The organism is Anabaena sp. WFMT (assembly GCF_051781005.1).
Classification (GTDB): Bacteria; Cyanobacteriota; Cyanobacteriia; order Cyanobacteriales; family Nostocaceae; genus Anabaena.
Genome location: NZ_JBPWOA010000034.1, coordinates 170,446 through 184,328, shown reverse-complemented (window position 1 = coordinate 184,328; position 13,883 = coordinate 170,446). Strand labels below are relative to the sequence as shown.

The 13,883-nt window shown below is 43.3% G+C and carries 24 protein-coding genes; 23 read left to right on the top strand and 1 reads right to left on the bottom strand.

Translation table 11 applies throughout. The annotated features are described in order from the left end of the window. Positions 1-157 precede the first annotated feature (157 nt). A complete protein-coding gene (locus ACSQ6I_RS23415; protein WP_438892636.1) occupies positions 158-616 on the top strand; it encodes a hypothetical protein in 459 nt (152 codons plus the stop codon). Between the two features lie 35 nt (positions 617-651). On the opposite strand, the gene ACSQ6I_RS23410 is transcribed toward ACSQ6I_RS23415, so the two are convergent. Beyond that, on the bottom strand, positions 652-1,128 hold the full coding sequence (locus tag ACSQ6I_RS23410) for an NAD(P)H-quinone oxidoreductase subunit N (RefSeq protein ID WP_438892635.1): 477 nt from the start codon (positions 1,126-1,128) through the stop codon (positions 652-654). An 884-nt stretch (positions 1,129-2,012) separates the two neighbouring features. Between ACSQ6I_RS23410 and rplC the strand changes: the two genes are divergently transcribed. From rplC to rpmJ, 22 genes are all read left to right on the top strand, one after another. Beyond that, positions 2,013-2,651 (top strand): 50S ribosomal protein L3, encoded by a 639-nt coding sequence (gene rplC, locus ACSQ6I_RS23405; protein WP_015215911.1) that lies wholly within the window; start codon positions 2,013-2,015, stop codon positions 2,649-2,651. Between the two features lie 45 nt (positions 2,652-2,696). Further along, positions 2,697-3,329, top strand: coding sequence for a 50S ribosomal protein L4 (rplD, locus tag ACSQ6I_RS23400; RefSeq protein WP_438892634.1), 633 nt, complete (start codon positions 2,697-2,699; stop codon positions 3,327-3,329). Continuing rightward, entirely contained in the window at positions 3,322-3,636 is a 315-nt protein-coding gene (locus ACSQ6I_RS23395; protein ID WP_438892633.1) for a 50S ribosomal protein L23, read from the top strand. Before rplD ends, ACSQ6I_RS23395 begins: the two co-directional genes overlap by 8 nt. Positions 3,637-3,768: 132 nt before the next feature. Further along, positions 3,769-4,632, top strand: coding sequence for a 50S ribosomal protein L2 (gene rplB, locus ACSQ6I_RS23390; protein ID WP_438892632.1), 864 nt, complete (start codon positions 3,769-3,771; stop codon positions 4,630-4,632). A gap of 145 nt (positions 4,633-4,777) precedes the next feature. Next, on the top strand, positions 4,778-5,056 hold the full coding sequence (rpsS, locus tag ACSQ6I_RS23385; RefSeq protein ID WP_200323506.1) for a 30S ribosomal protein S19: 279 nt from the start codon (positions 4,778-4,780) through the stop codon (positions 5,054-5,056). An 87-nt stretch (positions 5,057-5,143) separates the two neighbouring features. Next, on the top strand, positions 5,144-5,503 hold the full coding sequence (gene rplV, locus ACSQ6I_RS23380; protein WP_015215916.1) for a 50S ribosomal protein L22: 360 nt from the start codon (positions 5,144-5,146) through the stop codon (positions 5,501-5,503). A gap of 55 nt (positions 5,504-5,558) precedes the next feature. Next, on the top strand, positions 5,559-6,308 hold the full coding sequence (rpsC, locus tag ACSQ6I_RS23375) for a 30S ribosomal protein S3 (RefSeq protein WP_438892631.1): 750 nt from the start codon (positions 5,559-5,561) through the stop codon (positions 6,306-6,308). Positions 6,309-6,370: 62 nt separating this feature from the next. Continuing rightward, positions 6,371-6,796 (top strand): 50S ribosomal protein L16, encoded by a 426-nt coding sequence (gene rplP / locus ACSQ6I_RS23370; protein WP_015215918.1) that lies wholly within the window; start codon positions 6,371-6,373, stop codon positions 6,794-6,796. Between the two features lie 3 nt (positions 6,797-6,799). Then, positions 6,800-7,027, top strand: coding sequence for a 50S ribosomal protein L29 (gene rpmC, locus ACSQ6I_RS23365; RefSeq protein ID WP_015215919.1), 228 nt, complete (start codon positions 6,800-6,802; stop codon positions 7,025-7,027). A gap of 6 nt (positions 7,028-7,033) precedes the next feature. Next, positions 7,034-7,285 (top strand): 30S ribosomal protein S17, encoded by a 252-nt coding sequence (gene rpsQ / locus ACSQ6I_RS23360; protein ID WP_438892630.1) that lies wholly within the window; start codon positions 7,034-7,036, stop codon positions 7,283-7,285. A gap of 42 nt (positions 7,286-7,327) precedes the next feature. Then, positions 7,328-7,696 (top strand): 50S ribosomal protein L14, encoded by a 369-nt coding sequence (rplN, locus tag ACSQ6I_RS23355; RefSeq protein ID WP_015215921.1) that lies wholly within the window; start codon positions 7,328-7,330, stop codon positions 7,694-7,696. Continuing rightward, positions 7,696-8,043: a 50S ribosomal protein L24 gene (gene rplX / locus ACSQ6I_RS23350; RefSeq protein ID WP_323312345.1), complete on the top strand. Its 348-nt coding sequence runs from the start codon at positions 7,696-7,698 to the stop codon at positions 8,041-8,043. Before rplN ends, rplX begins: the two co-directional genes overlap by 1 nt. Positions 8,044-8,168: 125 nt before the next feature. After that, a complete protein-coding gene (rplE, locus tag ACSQ6I_RS23345) occupies positions 8,169-8,717 on the top strand; it encodes a 50S ribosomal protein L5 (protein WP_015215923.1) in 549 nt (182 codons plus the stop codon). Between the two features lie 21 nt (positions 8,718-8,738). Further along, complete coding sequence (gene rpsH / locus ACSQ6I_RS23340) at positions 8,739-9,140, top strand: 30S ribosomal protein S8 (RefSeq protein WP_438892629.1); 402 nt, start codon at positions 8,739-8,741, stop codon at positions 9,138-9,140. 125 nt (positions 9,141-9,265) lie between these two features. Then, on the top strand, positions 9,266-9,814 hold the full coding sequence (gene rplF, locus ACSQ6I_RS23335) for a 50S ribosomal protein L6 (RefSeq protein ID WP_438892628.1): 549 nt from the start codon (positions 9,266-9,268) through the stop codon (positions 9,812-9,814). Positions 9,815-9,816: 2 nt separating this feature from the next. After that, positions 9,817-10,179: a 50S ribosomal protein L18 gene (gene rplR, locus ACSQ6I_RS23330; protein WP_323312342.1), complete on the top strand. Its 363-nt coding sequence runs from the start codon at positions 9,817-9,819 to the stop codon at positions 10,177-10,179. A 93-nt stretch (positions 10,180-10,272) separates the two neighbouring features. Continuing rightward, a complete protein-coding gene (gene rpsE / locus ACSQ6I_RS23325; protein WP_015215927.1) occupies positions 10,273-10,797 on the top strand; it encodes a 30S ribosomal protein S5 in 525 nt (174 codons plus the stop codon). 49 nt (positions 10,798-10,846) lie between these two features. After that, positions 10,847-11,293 (top strand): 50S ribosomal protein L15, encoded by a 447-nt coding sequence (gene rplO, locus ACSQ6I_RS23320; protein ID WP_323312340.1) that lies wholly within the window; start codon positions 10,847-10,849, stop codon positions 11,291-11,293. A gap of 71 nt (positions 11,294-11,364) precedes the next feature. Further along, positions 11,365-12,678, top strand: coding sequence for a preprotein translocase subunit SecY (gene secY, locus ACSQ6I_RS23315; protein ID WP_015215929.1), 1,314 nt, complete (start codon positions 11,365-11,367; stop codon positions 12,676-12,678). After that, positions 12,678-13,232 (top strand): adenylate kinase, encoded by a 555-nt coding sequence (locus ACSQ6I_RS23310; RefSeq protein WP_438892627.1) that lies wholly within the window; start codon positions 12,678-12,680, stop codon positions 13,230-13,232. The genes secY and ACSQ6I_RS23310 overlap by 1 nt, the downstream gene beginning before the upstream one ends. A gap of 192 nt (positions 13,233-13,424) precedes the next feature. Further along, positions 13,425-13,649, top strand: coding sequence for a translation initiation factor IF-1 (gene infA, locus ACSQ6I_RS23305; protein ID WP_006276978.1), 225 nt, complete (start codon positions 13,425-13,427; stop codon positions 13,647-13,649). A gap of 115 nt (positions 13,650-13,764) precedes the next feature. Beyond that, positions 13,765-13,878 carry a 50S ribosomal protein L36 gene (gene rpmJ / locus ACSQ6I_RS23300; RefSeq protein WP_015129703.1) on the top strand — a complete coding sequence of 38 codons (114 nt, stop codon included), beginning with the start codon at positions 13,765-13,767 and terminating at the stop codon, positions 13,876-13,878. Positions 13,879-13,883 lie beyond the last annotated feature (5 nt).

Genomic DNA, 13,883 nt, shown 5'->3' with positions numbered 1-13,883 from the left:
TTCACAAACATAGTTTTCTCTATAGATGTCTAATAGAAAGAAAGTATCAAAACTAACGGAAAACAGAAAAAGTTGCAGAAACAAAGTTTTCCAAAGTTTATCTCCCACCTAGTCAACAAAACGATAATCTGACTGCATAGTGGAGAAAAACTCAGTAATGACCCAACTTTCTAATATTCGTCAACTTTTAACTGATGCCAAGCTAGGACTGCTACCTTATCTAGACAACCGCCTCAATGAGATAGAAAAGTCTTGGCAGCAACTAGAAAATCTGCGATTAGAGCCTTATGATATTGAACTGGGAGAATGCAACACCATAGCAGCAAACGAACCCAGACCTTTAATTACCCAGTCAGTTTCCCTTAGATGCTTTATCACTGGTAGTCATAAAGATAAATTAGAACTTTTACTTTTCGCATCAGAATTACAAAATTCCCTAGACGCAACCATATTTGAATGGAGTAACCGTGAGTGGTATCAGTTTGAAAAACCGTTGAGGCGACCAGTAACACAAATTACAGGTGGTTTAGATTACGAACTGCTAGAAAACCCTACTCACTCTTGCCGTTTGGCTATCTATCGAGAATTTGACTTAATCTACACTATCAGCTTTTGAAGCAAGGACGGGCGGGGTTGCCCCGCCCCTAGTGACTAACTAGCTAACAGAGTTTTTTCCAGAGGTGTCCAACGGAAATAGCGATCGCCACCCCGTTCAATCACCACCTTAACCCGTGGTTCCAACTTAGGCAAATTAGCTAAATACTCCACTTCCTGATTAGAAAGAATATGTCCCTCAATAATCCACAGCAATAGACCCTTGGATTTAGGTGGAAGTTGTTCTAGCTGATAGCTAATTATCGGCGGTAAATAATAAACTTCACCCACCGCTGCACCGCTACCAGTGCTTTTTTTACCCAGATGGGGAGGTCTAACTCCATGAACTCTCGTCAAATAAGCCGCAACGTCCCCTAGTCCCCTCGCAGTGATGTGAAGGTTCATATAGCCAGCTGCCCGCAATCGACGGCGATACCGACCTTCATAGCCCCCTTCCAAAGGAACATACACACCCAGCGCGCCGAATTTCTCCAAATCGCGGATTAAACCGTTGCCAGTGGTAATTAGTGCCATAGATTTTCGTCTTATCCCACTCAGATATCTCTATTATTGACCCTTTGATGGTAGATTAAGTTAGATTAAGTCACATAATTCAGCATTCAGCAAAATTTGGTTATCAAGCGTAGGCAAGTTTTTACTTTCCCGCCTTTATCCATCCCTCAGAGAAAATCTACCTGTAGATTGCTGGACAAAAATAAATCAATGATTTATACTATTAGATTGTGACCAAACAGTAAAATTAGATAGTTTTTCTATTTAGCACTTTTAAACTAGTGTAAGCATCAAAATTTGATGACTTTAATTCCCCAGAGGATAATCTAGTATAAATGCATAAGAGACTGCTAAACTAAAAAAGCTTTGAGGTCAAATTAGGAGCTATCGGCTACAAAACCAAAGCCAAATCAAAGCTCCAGACCACTTTCACTCCCGCAGCCCCTAAAACAAGGCAAATCCTCAAACAATAGTTTAAGGTATTTAAAGAAGTAGAACCTGAGCAATAATGTTGGTTTTATGGCATTATAGTAAGTCTGAGGAAACGGATACTGGGTGGAAAACATCCGCTTAAGTCCTACTACAACCGGAGAGTGCCAGAGCAATTGCTTGGACGAAAGCATTGCTGCACAAAGCGCAAAGCAATCACGTCTTGCATTGATTCCAGAAGTAATGCATTCCTATTGGGAAAGTAATTATGGCTGTTCTGGAGAACAAGTGAGTGAATATAAACCTATTCACTAAAACAGTAGAGACACAATTTATTGCGTCAAAAAAATTTGCACTGTCTAAACGCCAGTCCAAATTTTGGAGGCTAACTTCCTCCTAAAAAAACGACGTTTACGAATCTTGTCTCAAGCAAGTCCGATTTTAAGGTCAGCAACTAGAAAGGAGAACCAGTTACTGTGTCTGTAGGTATTCTCGGCACCAAGCTGGGCATGACCCAAATATTTGACGATGCAGGAAGAGCTATTCCTGTAACCGTCATTCAAGCCGGTCCATGCACTGTCACGCAAGTTAAAACGAAACAGACCGACGGTTACGCTGCCATTCAAGTTGGTTATGGCGAAGTGAAACCCAAGGCGTTAAATAGACCACTGCTAGGCCACCTAGCTAAATCATCCGCCCCAGCATTGCGGCACTTGAACGAGTATCGCACTGATGCCTCCGGTGATTATGCTTTAGGTCAAGAACTTAAAGCAGATATTTTTAGTGAAGGACAAATTGTAGATGTGATCGGTACAAGTATCGGTCGCGGTTTTGCAGGCAACCAGAAGCGTAATAACTTCGGTCGTGGTCCCATGTCCCATGGTTCCAAAAACCACAGAGCGCCCGGTTCCATCGGTGCTGGTACAACTCCTGGTCGTGTTTATCCCGGTAAACGCATGGCAGGACGTTTAGGCGGCACTCGTGTCACAATTCGCAAACTAACAGTAGTGCGAGTAGATGCAGAACGCAACTTAATTCTCATTAAAGGCGCTATTCCTGGTAAACCAGGAGCCTTAGTGAATGTTGTTCCTACAAATAAAGTTGGTAATAAATAGTTTTAGTTGTGAGTTGACAACTGACAACTGACAAAGGACACAAAGATGGTTGAGAGTGTAGTAAAAAATTGGCAAGGAGAGCAAGTTGGGGAAACAACCTTTGACTTGCGAGTTGCCAAAGCAGAAACAGCGGCTCATATAGTACACCGCGCATTGGTCAGACAAATGACCAATTCTCGCCAAGGAACTGCCAGCACCAAAACTCGTTCTGAAGTCAGAGGTGGTGGTCGCAAACCTTGGAGACAGAAAGGCACAGGTCGCGCTCGTGCAGGTTCTATTCGTTCACCCCTATGGCGTGGTGGTGGTGTAATCTTTGGACCTAAACCCAGAGATTTCAACCTGAAGCTGAACCGGAAAGAACGGCGTTTGGCACTGCGGACTGCCTTCGTGAGTCGTGCCGAAGATTTGATAGTTGTAGAAGAATTTAGCAACGAACTACAACGCCCCAAAACCAAAGAATTGGTAGCAGCATTAGCTCGTTGGGGAGCATTACCAGAACAAAAGTCACTGTTAATTTTGTCTGAGATAGCAGAAAACGTACTTTTGTCAGCCCGCAATATAGAGAATTTAAAGCTAATTGCTGCTGACCAACTAAATGTTTACGATTTACTGCACGCTGACAAAATTATCTTAACGTCAGCAGCTTTAGAAAAAATTCAGGAGGTCTACAGTGCCTAACTTTGACCCCCGTAACCTTGCCGACTTAGTGCGTCGTCCAATTCTTACCGAAAAGGCGACCATCATGATGGAGCAAAACAAATACACTTTTGAAGTAACTCCAAAATCGAGCAAGCCAGAAATTAAAGCGGCAATTGAAGACTTATTTCAAGTCAAGGTTGTTAAAGTTAACACCGCATTGCCACCACGCAAACAGCGCCGCGTTGGTAAATTTATCGGTTACAGACCTCAATACAAACGAGCTATTGTCACCGTTGCATCTGGGGATGTAGAGAAGATTAGACAAGTTCTATTCCCAGAAGTCTAAGAATTTTAGGTTTTAGATTTTAGATTTTAAATTGGGCTAGTCAATAAATTGCCAAAAAACAATTAAAAATCGAAAATCGAAATCGAACAAATTCTGAATCAAAAATCGAAAATCCGAAATCCAAAATTACTTATGGGTACTCGTTCTTATCGCCCTTATACCCCTAGTACTCGCCAAGTTATAGTTTCTGACTTCGCGGAAATTACTAAAACTGAGCCAGAAAAATCATTAACTGAATCAGTACACCGTCCCAAAGGTCGGAATAATCAAGGGCGGATAACCAGCCGTCGTCGGGGAGGCGGCCACAAACAACTTTATCGGATTATTGACTTTAAGCGAGATAAACGGGATATTCCCGCTACAGTTACAGCAATTGAATACGATCCCAACCGGAATGCACGCATAGCCCTGTTGCTATATGAAGATGGAGAAAAGCGTTATATTCTGCATCCCAATGGATTGAAAGTTGGCACAACAATTATTGCTGGTGTTGATGCTCCCTTTGAAGATGGTAATGCCTTACCTCTGTTCAAAATTCCCTTGGGTACTAGTGTTCACAACGTTGAAATGACCCCAGGTAAAGGTGGACAAATCGTTCGTGCTGCTGGTGCAGAAGCTCAAGTTGTAGCAAAAGAAGGCAATTATGTCACTCTTAAATTACCTTCCGGTGAAGTTCGCCTAATTCGTCGTGACTGCTACGCCACTATTGGTAAAGTAGGCAACACTGATGCGAGAAACCTGAGTGCTGGTAAAGCAGGACGTAATCGTTGGAAGGGTCGCCGTCCAAAGGTTAGAGGTAGCGTCATGAACCCGGTTGACCACCCACATGGTGGTGGTGAAGGTAGAGCGCCCATTGGTAGAGCCGGTCCTGTAACACCTTGGGGTAAACCTACTCTAGGTGCGAAGACACGGAAACGTAAAAAAGCAAGTAGCAAGCTAATTGTGCGTCGCCGTCGGAAATCTTCTAAACGCGGTCGTGGTGGTCGCCAGTCCTAGAATTTTAGATTTTAAATTTTGGATTTTAGATTAGTTCTACTTGTAGGCATCCTTCTGAAATTGGGGAAATCTAATGAGAAACTTAATTATCCAAAATCCGAAATTCTAAATCCAAAATCAAAAATTCAAACTCAAAAATCGAACTATGGGTCGTTCTCTAAAAAAAGGTCCTTTCGTTGCGGATCACTTACTCAGCAAAATTGAAAAGCTGAACGCTAAAAACGAAAAGCAAGTCATTAAAACTTGGTCGAGAGCATCGACAATTTTGCCCATGATGGTAGGTCATACCATAGCTGTTCATAACGGTAGACAGCACGTTCCCGTATTTGTCAATGAGCAAATGGTAGGTCACAAATTGGGAGAATTTGCCCCCACACGTACCTACAGGGGTCATGGAAAAAGTGACAAAAAATCAGGGAGATAGCCAGTAGTCATTAGTCAGTAGTCATTAGTCATTAATAACTGACAACTGACAACTAACAACTGACAACTGACAAAGATGGAGAAAATTATGGCAACTGATACTACAGAAGTTAAAGCGATCGCCCGGTTTATACGCATTTCTCCCTTTAAAGTGCGTCGTGTACTCGATCAAATTCGGGGGCGTTCATATCGAGAAGCCCTGATTATCCTAGAATTCATGCCCTATCGAGCTTGTGAACCAGTATTAAAGGTGCTAAGAAGTGCCGCTGCAAATGCTGAACATAACGAAGGTTTAGATCGGGCAGAACTAGTAATCACTCAGGCATACGCCGATCAAGGCCCAGTTCTGAAACGGTTCCAACCCAGAGCGCAGGGTCGAGCTTACCAAATTCGCAAGCCAACGTGTCATATAACTGTCGCTGTTGGTGCTGGTACCACAGGCAAATAAGCAAAAGAAAGACACAAATAATTGCGTACAGTAAGAAATTTTAGAGGAAGCATTTGTGGGACAGAAAATTCATCCAGTCGGTTTTCGTCTGGGTATTACTCAAGAACATCAATCCCGGTGGTTTGCCGTTCCTGACCGTTATCCAGAACTATTACAAGAAGACCACAAACTTCGGAAATACATAGAACAAAAACTGGGTAGATACGCTCAAAACAATGCCGGCATTTCCGAAGTACGCATTGAGCGCAAAGCCGATCAAATCGACCTAGAGGTAAGGACAGCCAGACCAGGTGTGGTAGTAGGTCGGGGTGGACAAGGTATTGAATCACTGCGTACCGGACTCCAAGACCTATTGGGCAGCAACCGTCAAATTCGCATTAACGTAGTTGAAGTTCAACGAGTTGATGCCGATGCCTACTTGATAGCCGAATATATCGCTCAACAATTAGAACGCCGTGTTTCCTTCCGTCGGGTAGTTCGCCAAGCTATCCAACGCGCTCAAAGAGCAGGTGTTCAAGGAATAAAAGTTCAAGTCGGTGGTCGCCTCAACGGTGCAGAAATTGCCCGGACAGAGTGGACACGTGAAGGTAGAGTACCTCTACATACACTACGGGCTGACATTGACTATTCTTACTGCACAGCGCAAACGATTTACGGCATTTTGGGGATCAAAGTTTGGGTATTTAAGGGAGAAATTATTCCTGGACAGGAAGAAACCCCAGCCGCACCCACAACACGCGAACCCCGTCGCCGTCAACAACAACGTCGTCGCCAGCAATTTGAAGACAGATCAAACGAAGGATAGTCATTAGCTATTAGTAAATTACTAATGACTAATGAGCAATGACCCATGACTAATGACAAATCATGTTAAGTCCTAGAAGAACTAAATTCCGCAAACAACAACGCGGACGAATGGAGGGTCTAGCTACCCGTGGTAGTACTCTCAACTTTGGGGATTTCGCCCTCCAAGCTCAAGAACCCGCTTGGATAACCTCTCGGCAAATTGAAGCTTCTCGTCGAGCAATGACTCGTTATATCCGCCGGGGTGGCAAAATCTGGATTCGGATTTTTCCAGATAAACCTGTCACCATGCGTCCTGCTGAAACCCGGATGGGTTCTGGTAAAGGTAACCCAGAGTTTTGGGTAGCCGTAGTCAAGCCAGGACGGATTTTATTTGAAATCGCTGGTGTTACCGAAGAAATAGCCCGTGAAGCTATGCGATTAGCCGCCTATAAGTTGCCAATCAAGACTAAGTTTATTATTCGCTCTCAACCACAGGAGCAGGAGTAGGTTATGCCTCTTCCCAAAATTTCAGAAGCTAGAGAATTAAGTGACGAGAAACTGGCTGAGGAAGTTCTCTCTACTAAAAGACAACTATTTCAGTTGCGCTTGCAAAAAGCTACTAGACAACTGGAAAAACCTCACCAGTTCAGACACGCCCGCCATCGCCTAGCCCAACTGTTGACAGTAGAGGGAGAACGCAAACGGGCCATAAGTCAATCGTCCCAGCAAGAAAAGTAAGAGATTATGGCAGTCAAAGAACGAGTTGGCTTGGTAGTGAGCGATAAAATGCAAAAAACTGTCGTAGTAGCCGTAGAAAACCGCGCTCCTCACCCCAAGTACGGCAAAATCGTAGTTAGAACCCAGCGCTATAAGGTTCACGATGAAGATAATCATTGTAAAGTGGGCGATCGCGTCCGCATTCAGGAAACTAGACCCCTGAGTAAAACCAAGCGCTGGCAGGTCACAGAAGTCCTCAACGCTAAAGCTACAACTTAAATAGTTGTTATAAAACTAACAACTTCACAAGGGAGACCAATTGTGATTCAACCCCAGACTTATCTGAACGTCGCAGATAACAGCGGTGCCAAAAAACTAATGTGCATCCGCGTATTAGGTGCAGGTAATCGCCGTTATGGTGGCGTGGGCGATAAAATTATCGCTGTTGTTAAAGAGTCAACACCCAACATGGCTGTTAAAAAGTCTGATGTTGTGGAAGCTGTAATTGTGCGTACTCGTAAAGCTATCAATCGTGACAGCGGTATGTGCATTCGTTTTGACGATAATGCTGCTGTAATCATCAACAAAGATGGTAATCCTAGAGGTACACGGGTTTTTGGACCGGTAGCACGGGAATTACGCGACAAGAACTTTACCAAAATCGTTTCTTTGGCTCCGGAGGTGCTGTAATGGCAAAGCCACAACCCAAAGTATTTCATAAAATGCACGTTAAAACTGGGGACACTGTACAGGTGATCGCTGGTAAAGACAAAGGTAAAGTTGGTGAGGTGATCAAAGCACTACCCCAACTGAGCAAAGTCCTTGTCAAAGGTGTGAATATTAAAACTAAGCACGTTAAACCTCAGCAAGAAGGGGAATCCGGGCAGATTATCACCCAGGAATTTCCCATTCATAGCTCTAACGTGATGCTCTATTCCACTAAGCAAAATGTTGCTAGTCGTGTTTGCTACACTTTCACCTCTGAGGGCAAGAAAGTGAGAATGCTCAAGAAAACAGGTGAAATACTTGATAAGTAACCTGTAAGAAGGGTGAGATTTTAGATTTGAATAGATTTAGAAATCTTTTTAATTCAAAATCCAAAATCTAAAACCCAAAATCTCCAATTCCCTGACCAAGACCAGGGATAATAAGGACAAAAACTATGGCGAAAACCAGACTCAAAAACTTATACCAAGAGACAATTGTTCCCAAACTAATTAATCAGTTTCAATACACCAACGTTCATCAAGTACCGAAGGTAGTAAAAATAACTATTAACCGAGGTTTGGGAGAAGCTGCTCAAAATGCCAAATCATTGGAAGCTTCTTTAAATGAAATTGCACTGATAACTGGTCAAAAACCAGTGGTAACAAGGGCAAAAAAAGCGATCGCTGGCTTCAAAATTCGTCAAGGTATGCCTGTTGGCATTATGGTGACTTTGAGAGGCGAACGGATGTATGCCTTTTTAGATCGACTTGTTAGTCTCTCACTACCTAGAATTCGCGACTTTCGTGGTATTAGCCCCAAAAGCTTTGACGGACGGGGTAACTATACTCTAGGGGTAAGAGAACAACTAATTTTTCCAGAAGTCGAGTACGACAGCATCGATCAAATCCGTGGTCTTGATATTTCTATCATCACCACAGCCAAAAATGACGAAGAGGGACGTGCCTTACTTAAAGAAATGGGAATGCCCTTTCGCGATCAATAAGTTCATAAGACAGAGGGAACGATGGCGGCTAACGACACAATTGCAGATATGCTGACGCGCATCCGCAATGCTAATCTGGCAAGGCATCAAACTACACAAGTGCCAGCTACGAAAATGACTCGCAATATTGCCAAAGTACTACGGGACGAAGGTTTTATTGCTGAATTTTCAGAATCAAGTGAAGGGGTACAACAAAATCTGGTGATTGCCCTGAAATATAAGGGTAAAAACCGTCAGCCTCTGATCACTGCATTGAAACGAGTAAGTAAACCAGGTTTACGTGTTTACTCCAATCGCAAAGAATTACCAAGGGTACTAGGCGGAATCGGGATCGCCGTGATTTCTACATCCAGTGGAATTATGACCGACCGTGAAGCGCGTCGTCAGAACTTGGGTGGTGAAGTACTTTGCTACGTTTGGTAAAAAAGTAAGAGTATGGCCTACGCCACGCTGCGCTATCAGGAGTATGGCTAACGCCACGCCAAGCTATCAGAATTTTTAGGAGTTATTAACAATAACTCGTATCTGACAAAGGACAAAATTAAGTCATGTCTCGTATTGGTAAACGTCCAATTACTGTTCCCGCAAAAGTAGAAGTGGCGATTGATGGCTCTAAAGTAGTCGTGAAAGGCCCAAAAGGGGAACTTTCTCGCGTTCTACCGGCTAATGTCATCATCTCCCAAGAAGGGGAAACATTATTAGTAACACGTCGGGATGAAACCCGCACATCTAGGCAACTACACGGTTTAAGCCGTACCTTGGTTGCCAACATGGTTGAGGGAGTTTCCCTTGGTTTTCAACGCCGTTTGGAAATCCAAGGTGTTGGCTACCGGGCCCAAGTTCAAGGACGTAACCTAGTTTTAAACATGGGTTACAGCCATCAGGTACAAATTGAGCCACCAGAAGGAATTCAGTTTGCAGTGGAAGGTACTACTAATGTCATAGTCAGTGGCTATGACAAAGAAATTGTAGGTAACACAGCAGCTAAAGTCCGTGGCGTTCGTCCACCAGAACCCTATAAAGGTAAAGGCATTCGCTATGCCGGTGAAGTGGTGAGACGGAAAGCTGGTAAGACTGGTAAGAGTGGTAAGAAGTAAACATGAAACTTACTCGTAGAGAATCAAAACAGCGTCGTCATCGACGCGTCCGTGGCAAAGTTAGTGGTTCACCAGAACGTCCGAGACTAGCTGTATTCCGATCTAATGAGCATATCTATGTTCAAGTTATTGATGATACACAACATCAAACTTTGGTGGCAGCATCAACTGTAGAACCGGAATTGAAATCTAGTTTGGCTTCTGGGGCAAACTGTAACGCATCAGCGCAAGTTGGTAAGTTAATCGCAGTGCGATCGCTAGAAAAAGGCATCACCAAAGTCGTCTTTGATCGCGGTGGTAACCTCTATCATGGTCGCATCAAAGCACTAGCTGAAGCAGCACGCGAAGCAGGTTTAGACTTCTAAATGGTCTTTTGTCATTTGTCCTTTGTCCCTTGTATAAGAGCAAATGGCTAATGACTAATGACTAATGACTAATGACTAACAGAGGCATTGATTATGGCAACGGGTCGTCGTAAAACAAACCGAGCAAAAAAAGAAGAAACTAACTGGCAAGAGCGGGTAATTCAAATCCGTCGTGTTAGTAAAGTCGTTAAAGGTGGTAAAAAACTTAGCTTCCGGGCGATTGTGGTCGTTGGTAACGAGCGCGGTCAAGTCGGCGTGGGAGTAGGTAAAGCCTCTGATGTCATTGGGGCAGTGAAAAAAGGCGTCGCCGATGGCAAAAAGCATCTAATTGACATTCCAATTACCAAATCCAATTCTATCCCCCATCCCATTGATGGTATAGGTGGCGGAGCGAAGGTGATGATGCGACCAGCAGCACCAGGTACTGGAGTAATTGCCGGTGGTGCAGTCAGAACTGTATTAGAGTTGGCAGGAGTTCGTAATGTTCTCGCCAAACAACTTGGCTCCAACAATCCTCTCAACAATGCTAGAGCCGCAGTTAATGCCCTATCAACACTGCGTACATTTGCTGAAGTCGCTGAAGATAGGGGTATTCCTATTGAGAGCCTCTACATCTAGTAGAGAAGATTTTTACTAAGTATTAGTGTAAAAAACTACTAATCATAACATGAGACTCAACGATGTTAAGCCTCAAAAAGGCTCAAAAAAACGCCGTAAGCGCGTAGGTAGAGGTATTTCTGCTGGTCAAGGCGCAAGTGCTGGTCTGGGGATGCGGGGTCAAAAGTCTCGCTCTGGTAGCGGTACTAGACCTGGTTTTGAAGGTGGTCAACAGCCATTGTACCGCCGCTTACCTAAGCTAAAAGGCTTTCCAATTGTTAATCGTAAAATTTACACTACGATTAATGTAGAGAAGTTGGCCTCCCTCCCTGCCAATACAGAAGTAACTTTGGCCTCTTTAAGAGAAGCAGGTATCCTCACTGCGGCTAAAGGCCCATTGAAAATTTTGGGGAACGGGGAATTGAGCATTCCGCTCAAGGTGCAAGCAGCAGCTTTCACAGGACAAGCTCGTAGCAAAATTGAGGCCGCTGGTGGGAGTTGTGAAGTCTTAAACTGATTCATAACCAGCCCACTTCTATGCCAGCCAACTCGCTTCCAGCGCCTGGTTTATTATAAAGGTAGCACTCTATGATCAGTCGAGACAAAGCCCCAACGGCTCAAGAAACTTTTATGCAGATGGCGCAAGCAGCTGGACTAAGAGGTAGGCTGCTTGTCACCGTCGGTATTTTAATTTTGGTTCGCCTGGGAATCTTTTTACCCATACCAGGAATTAATAGAGTTAGGTTTGCTGAGGCCATTTCGGGTAATAATTCCGTATTTGGTTTATTGGATATATTTTCTGGGCGGGGATTGTCTACTTTAGGTATCTTTGCCTTAGGGATTTTGCCCTTTATTAATGCGTCCATTATCATCCAATTGCTCACCGCAGCAATTCCTTCTTTAGAAAATTTACAGAAAAATGAAGGTGAAGCAGGTAGGCGGAAAATATCCCAAATTACCCGCTATGTAACTGTCGGTTGGGCAATTATACAAAGTGTGGCTTTTTCGGCATTATTCCTCCAACAATTTGCCTTAAACCCAGGACCCATATTTGTAGCGGAAACAGCGATCGCACTCACAGCAGGTTCTATGTTTGTGATGTGGGCATCAGAACTGATTACCGAACGAGGCATTGGTAATGGCGCATCATTGTTGATTTTTGTCAACATTGTCGCTTCCTTACCCAAATCTTTGGGCGATACTATCGACTTGGTGCAAGTTGGCGGACGAGAAATCGTTGGTCGCGTCATCGTTTTAGTATTAGTATTCCTGCTGACAATTGTGGGTATTGTCTTTGTGCAGGAAGGTCTACGTCGTATACCTATTATTTCAGCTCGTCGTCAAGTAGGTAGAAGAGTTTTAGCGGAACAGCGCAGTTATTTACCCCTGCGTTTAAATTCCGGTGGTGTCATGCCGATTATTTTTGCGGCTGCTATTTTGAGTTTGCCACTTTTAATCGCCAATTTCACCAAAAACCCCGACTTAGCCAACATTGTTAACACTTACCTGAGTCCTAGCGGTTCTGCACCTTGGGTATACGCTCTAGTTTACTTAACTTCCATTGTTTTCTTCAGTTACTTTTATTCTTCGCTGATTCTTAACCCAGTAGATGTAGCGCAGAACTTGAAGAAAATGGGTTCTAGTATTCCTGGTATTCGCCCTGGTAAGGCTACAAGTGAGTACATTGAGCGTGTAGCTAACCGACTGACCTTTTTGGGAGCGATCTTTTTAGGCTTAGTGGCGATTATTCCCACCGCTGTGGAAAGTGCTTTGAAAGTGCCAACCTTTAAAGGATTGGGTGCTACATCATTGTTAATTCTAGTCGGCGTAGCAATTGATACTGCCAAACAAATCCAAACTTATGTTATATCTCAGCGCTATGAAGGGATGGTGAAACAATAGTGACGCGACTAATCTTCTTGGGACCACCTGGAGCAGGTAAGGGAACTCAGGCTAAAAACTTGGCTGAATTTTTGCATATTCCCCATATTTCTACAGGTGACATTTTACGGCAAGCCATTACAGACCAAACACCTTTGGGCATAAAAGCACAAAGTTACATGGATAAGGGAGAGTTAGTTCCTGATCAACTAGTTGAAGATCTGATCAAAGAACGTCTTCATCAACCAGATGCTCAAAATGGTTGGATTCTAGATGGCTTTCCCCGCAAAGTAACACAAGCAGCTTTTTTGGAGAAATTACTGGCAAAAATAGGCCAGGCTGGCGAAAAAGTAGTTAACTTGGATGCACCTGATGAAATTGTGATTACTCGTTTACTTGGACGAGGACGCAAAGACGATAACGAAGAAGTAATTCGTCGTCGTTTAGAAGTGTATCGAGAAGAAACTGCGCCTTTAATTAACTATTATAGCGATCGCCAGAAACTCTTGACAGTTAACGGTAATCAGTCCCCAGAAGAAGTCACCACCGAATTAGAAAATGTCATAGCTGTCTAGCTAACTAGAATTAGGGGGAGAGTAAAAACAAGGATTTTCTTGATTTCCTACTCCCCTGTTTTGATCCAGAGTGTAGATCGATTTTAGCTAAGATATATTAATAAACTGTTGATATATTTCTCCAACTGTGTTCTTGTGCAGATGAATATGCGGCAGGGTCACATGAGATTGTTGAGTTGAGGAAAAAACAAATTGTCTAAACAAGATTTGATTGAAATGGAAGGCACAGTCACCGAATCATTGCCCAATGCAATGTTTCGTGTTGACTTGGACAACGGTTTTAATGTCCTAGCACACATTTCCGGCAAAATTCGCCGCAATTACATCAAAATTTTACCTGGCGATCGCGTCAAAGTGGAATTAACTCCTTATGACCTGACAAAAGGTAGAATTACCTATAGACTACGGAAAAAGTAAAACTATGTAGAAAATCCTACCATAAATCAGCTTTTTTGGGCATTACCCATTTACTTAACTGAATTATTTTCTCTAGAAATGCTATAATTTACTATTTGGAGTCAAGTAAAAAGGCATGAAAGTCAGAGCCTCAGTCAAGAAAATTTGTGAAAAGTGTAACGTGATTAAACGCCGTGGTCGCGTCATGGTGATTTGTGTTAACCCGAAGCACAAGCAACGTCAAGGATAAATATC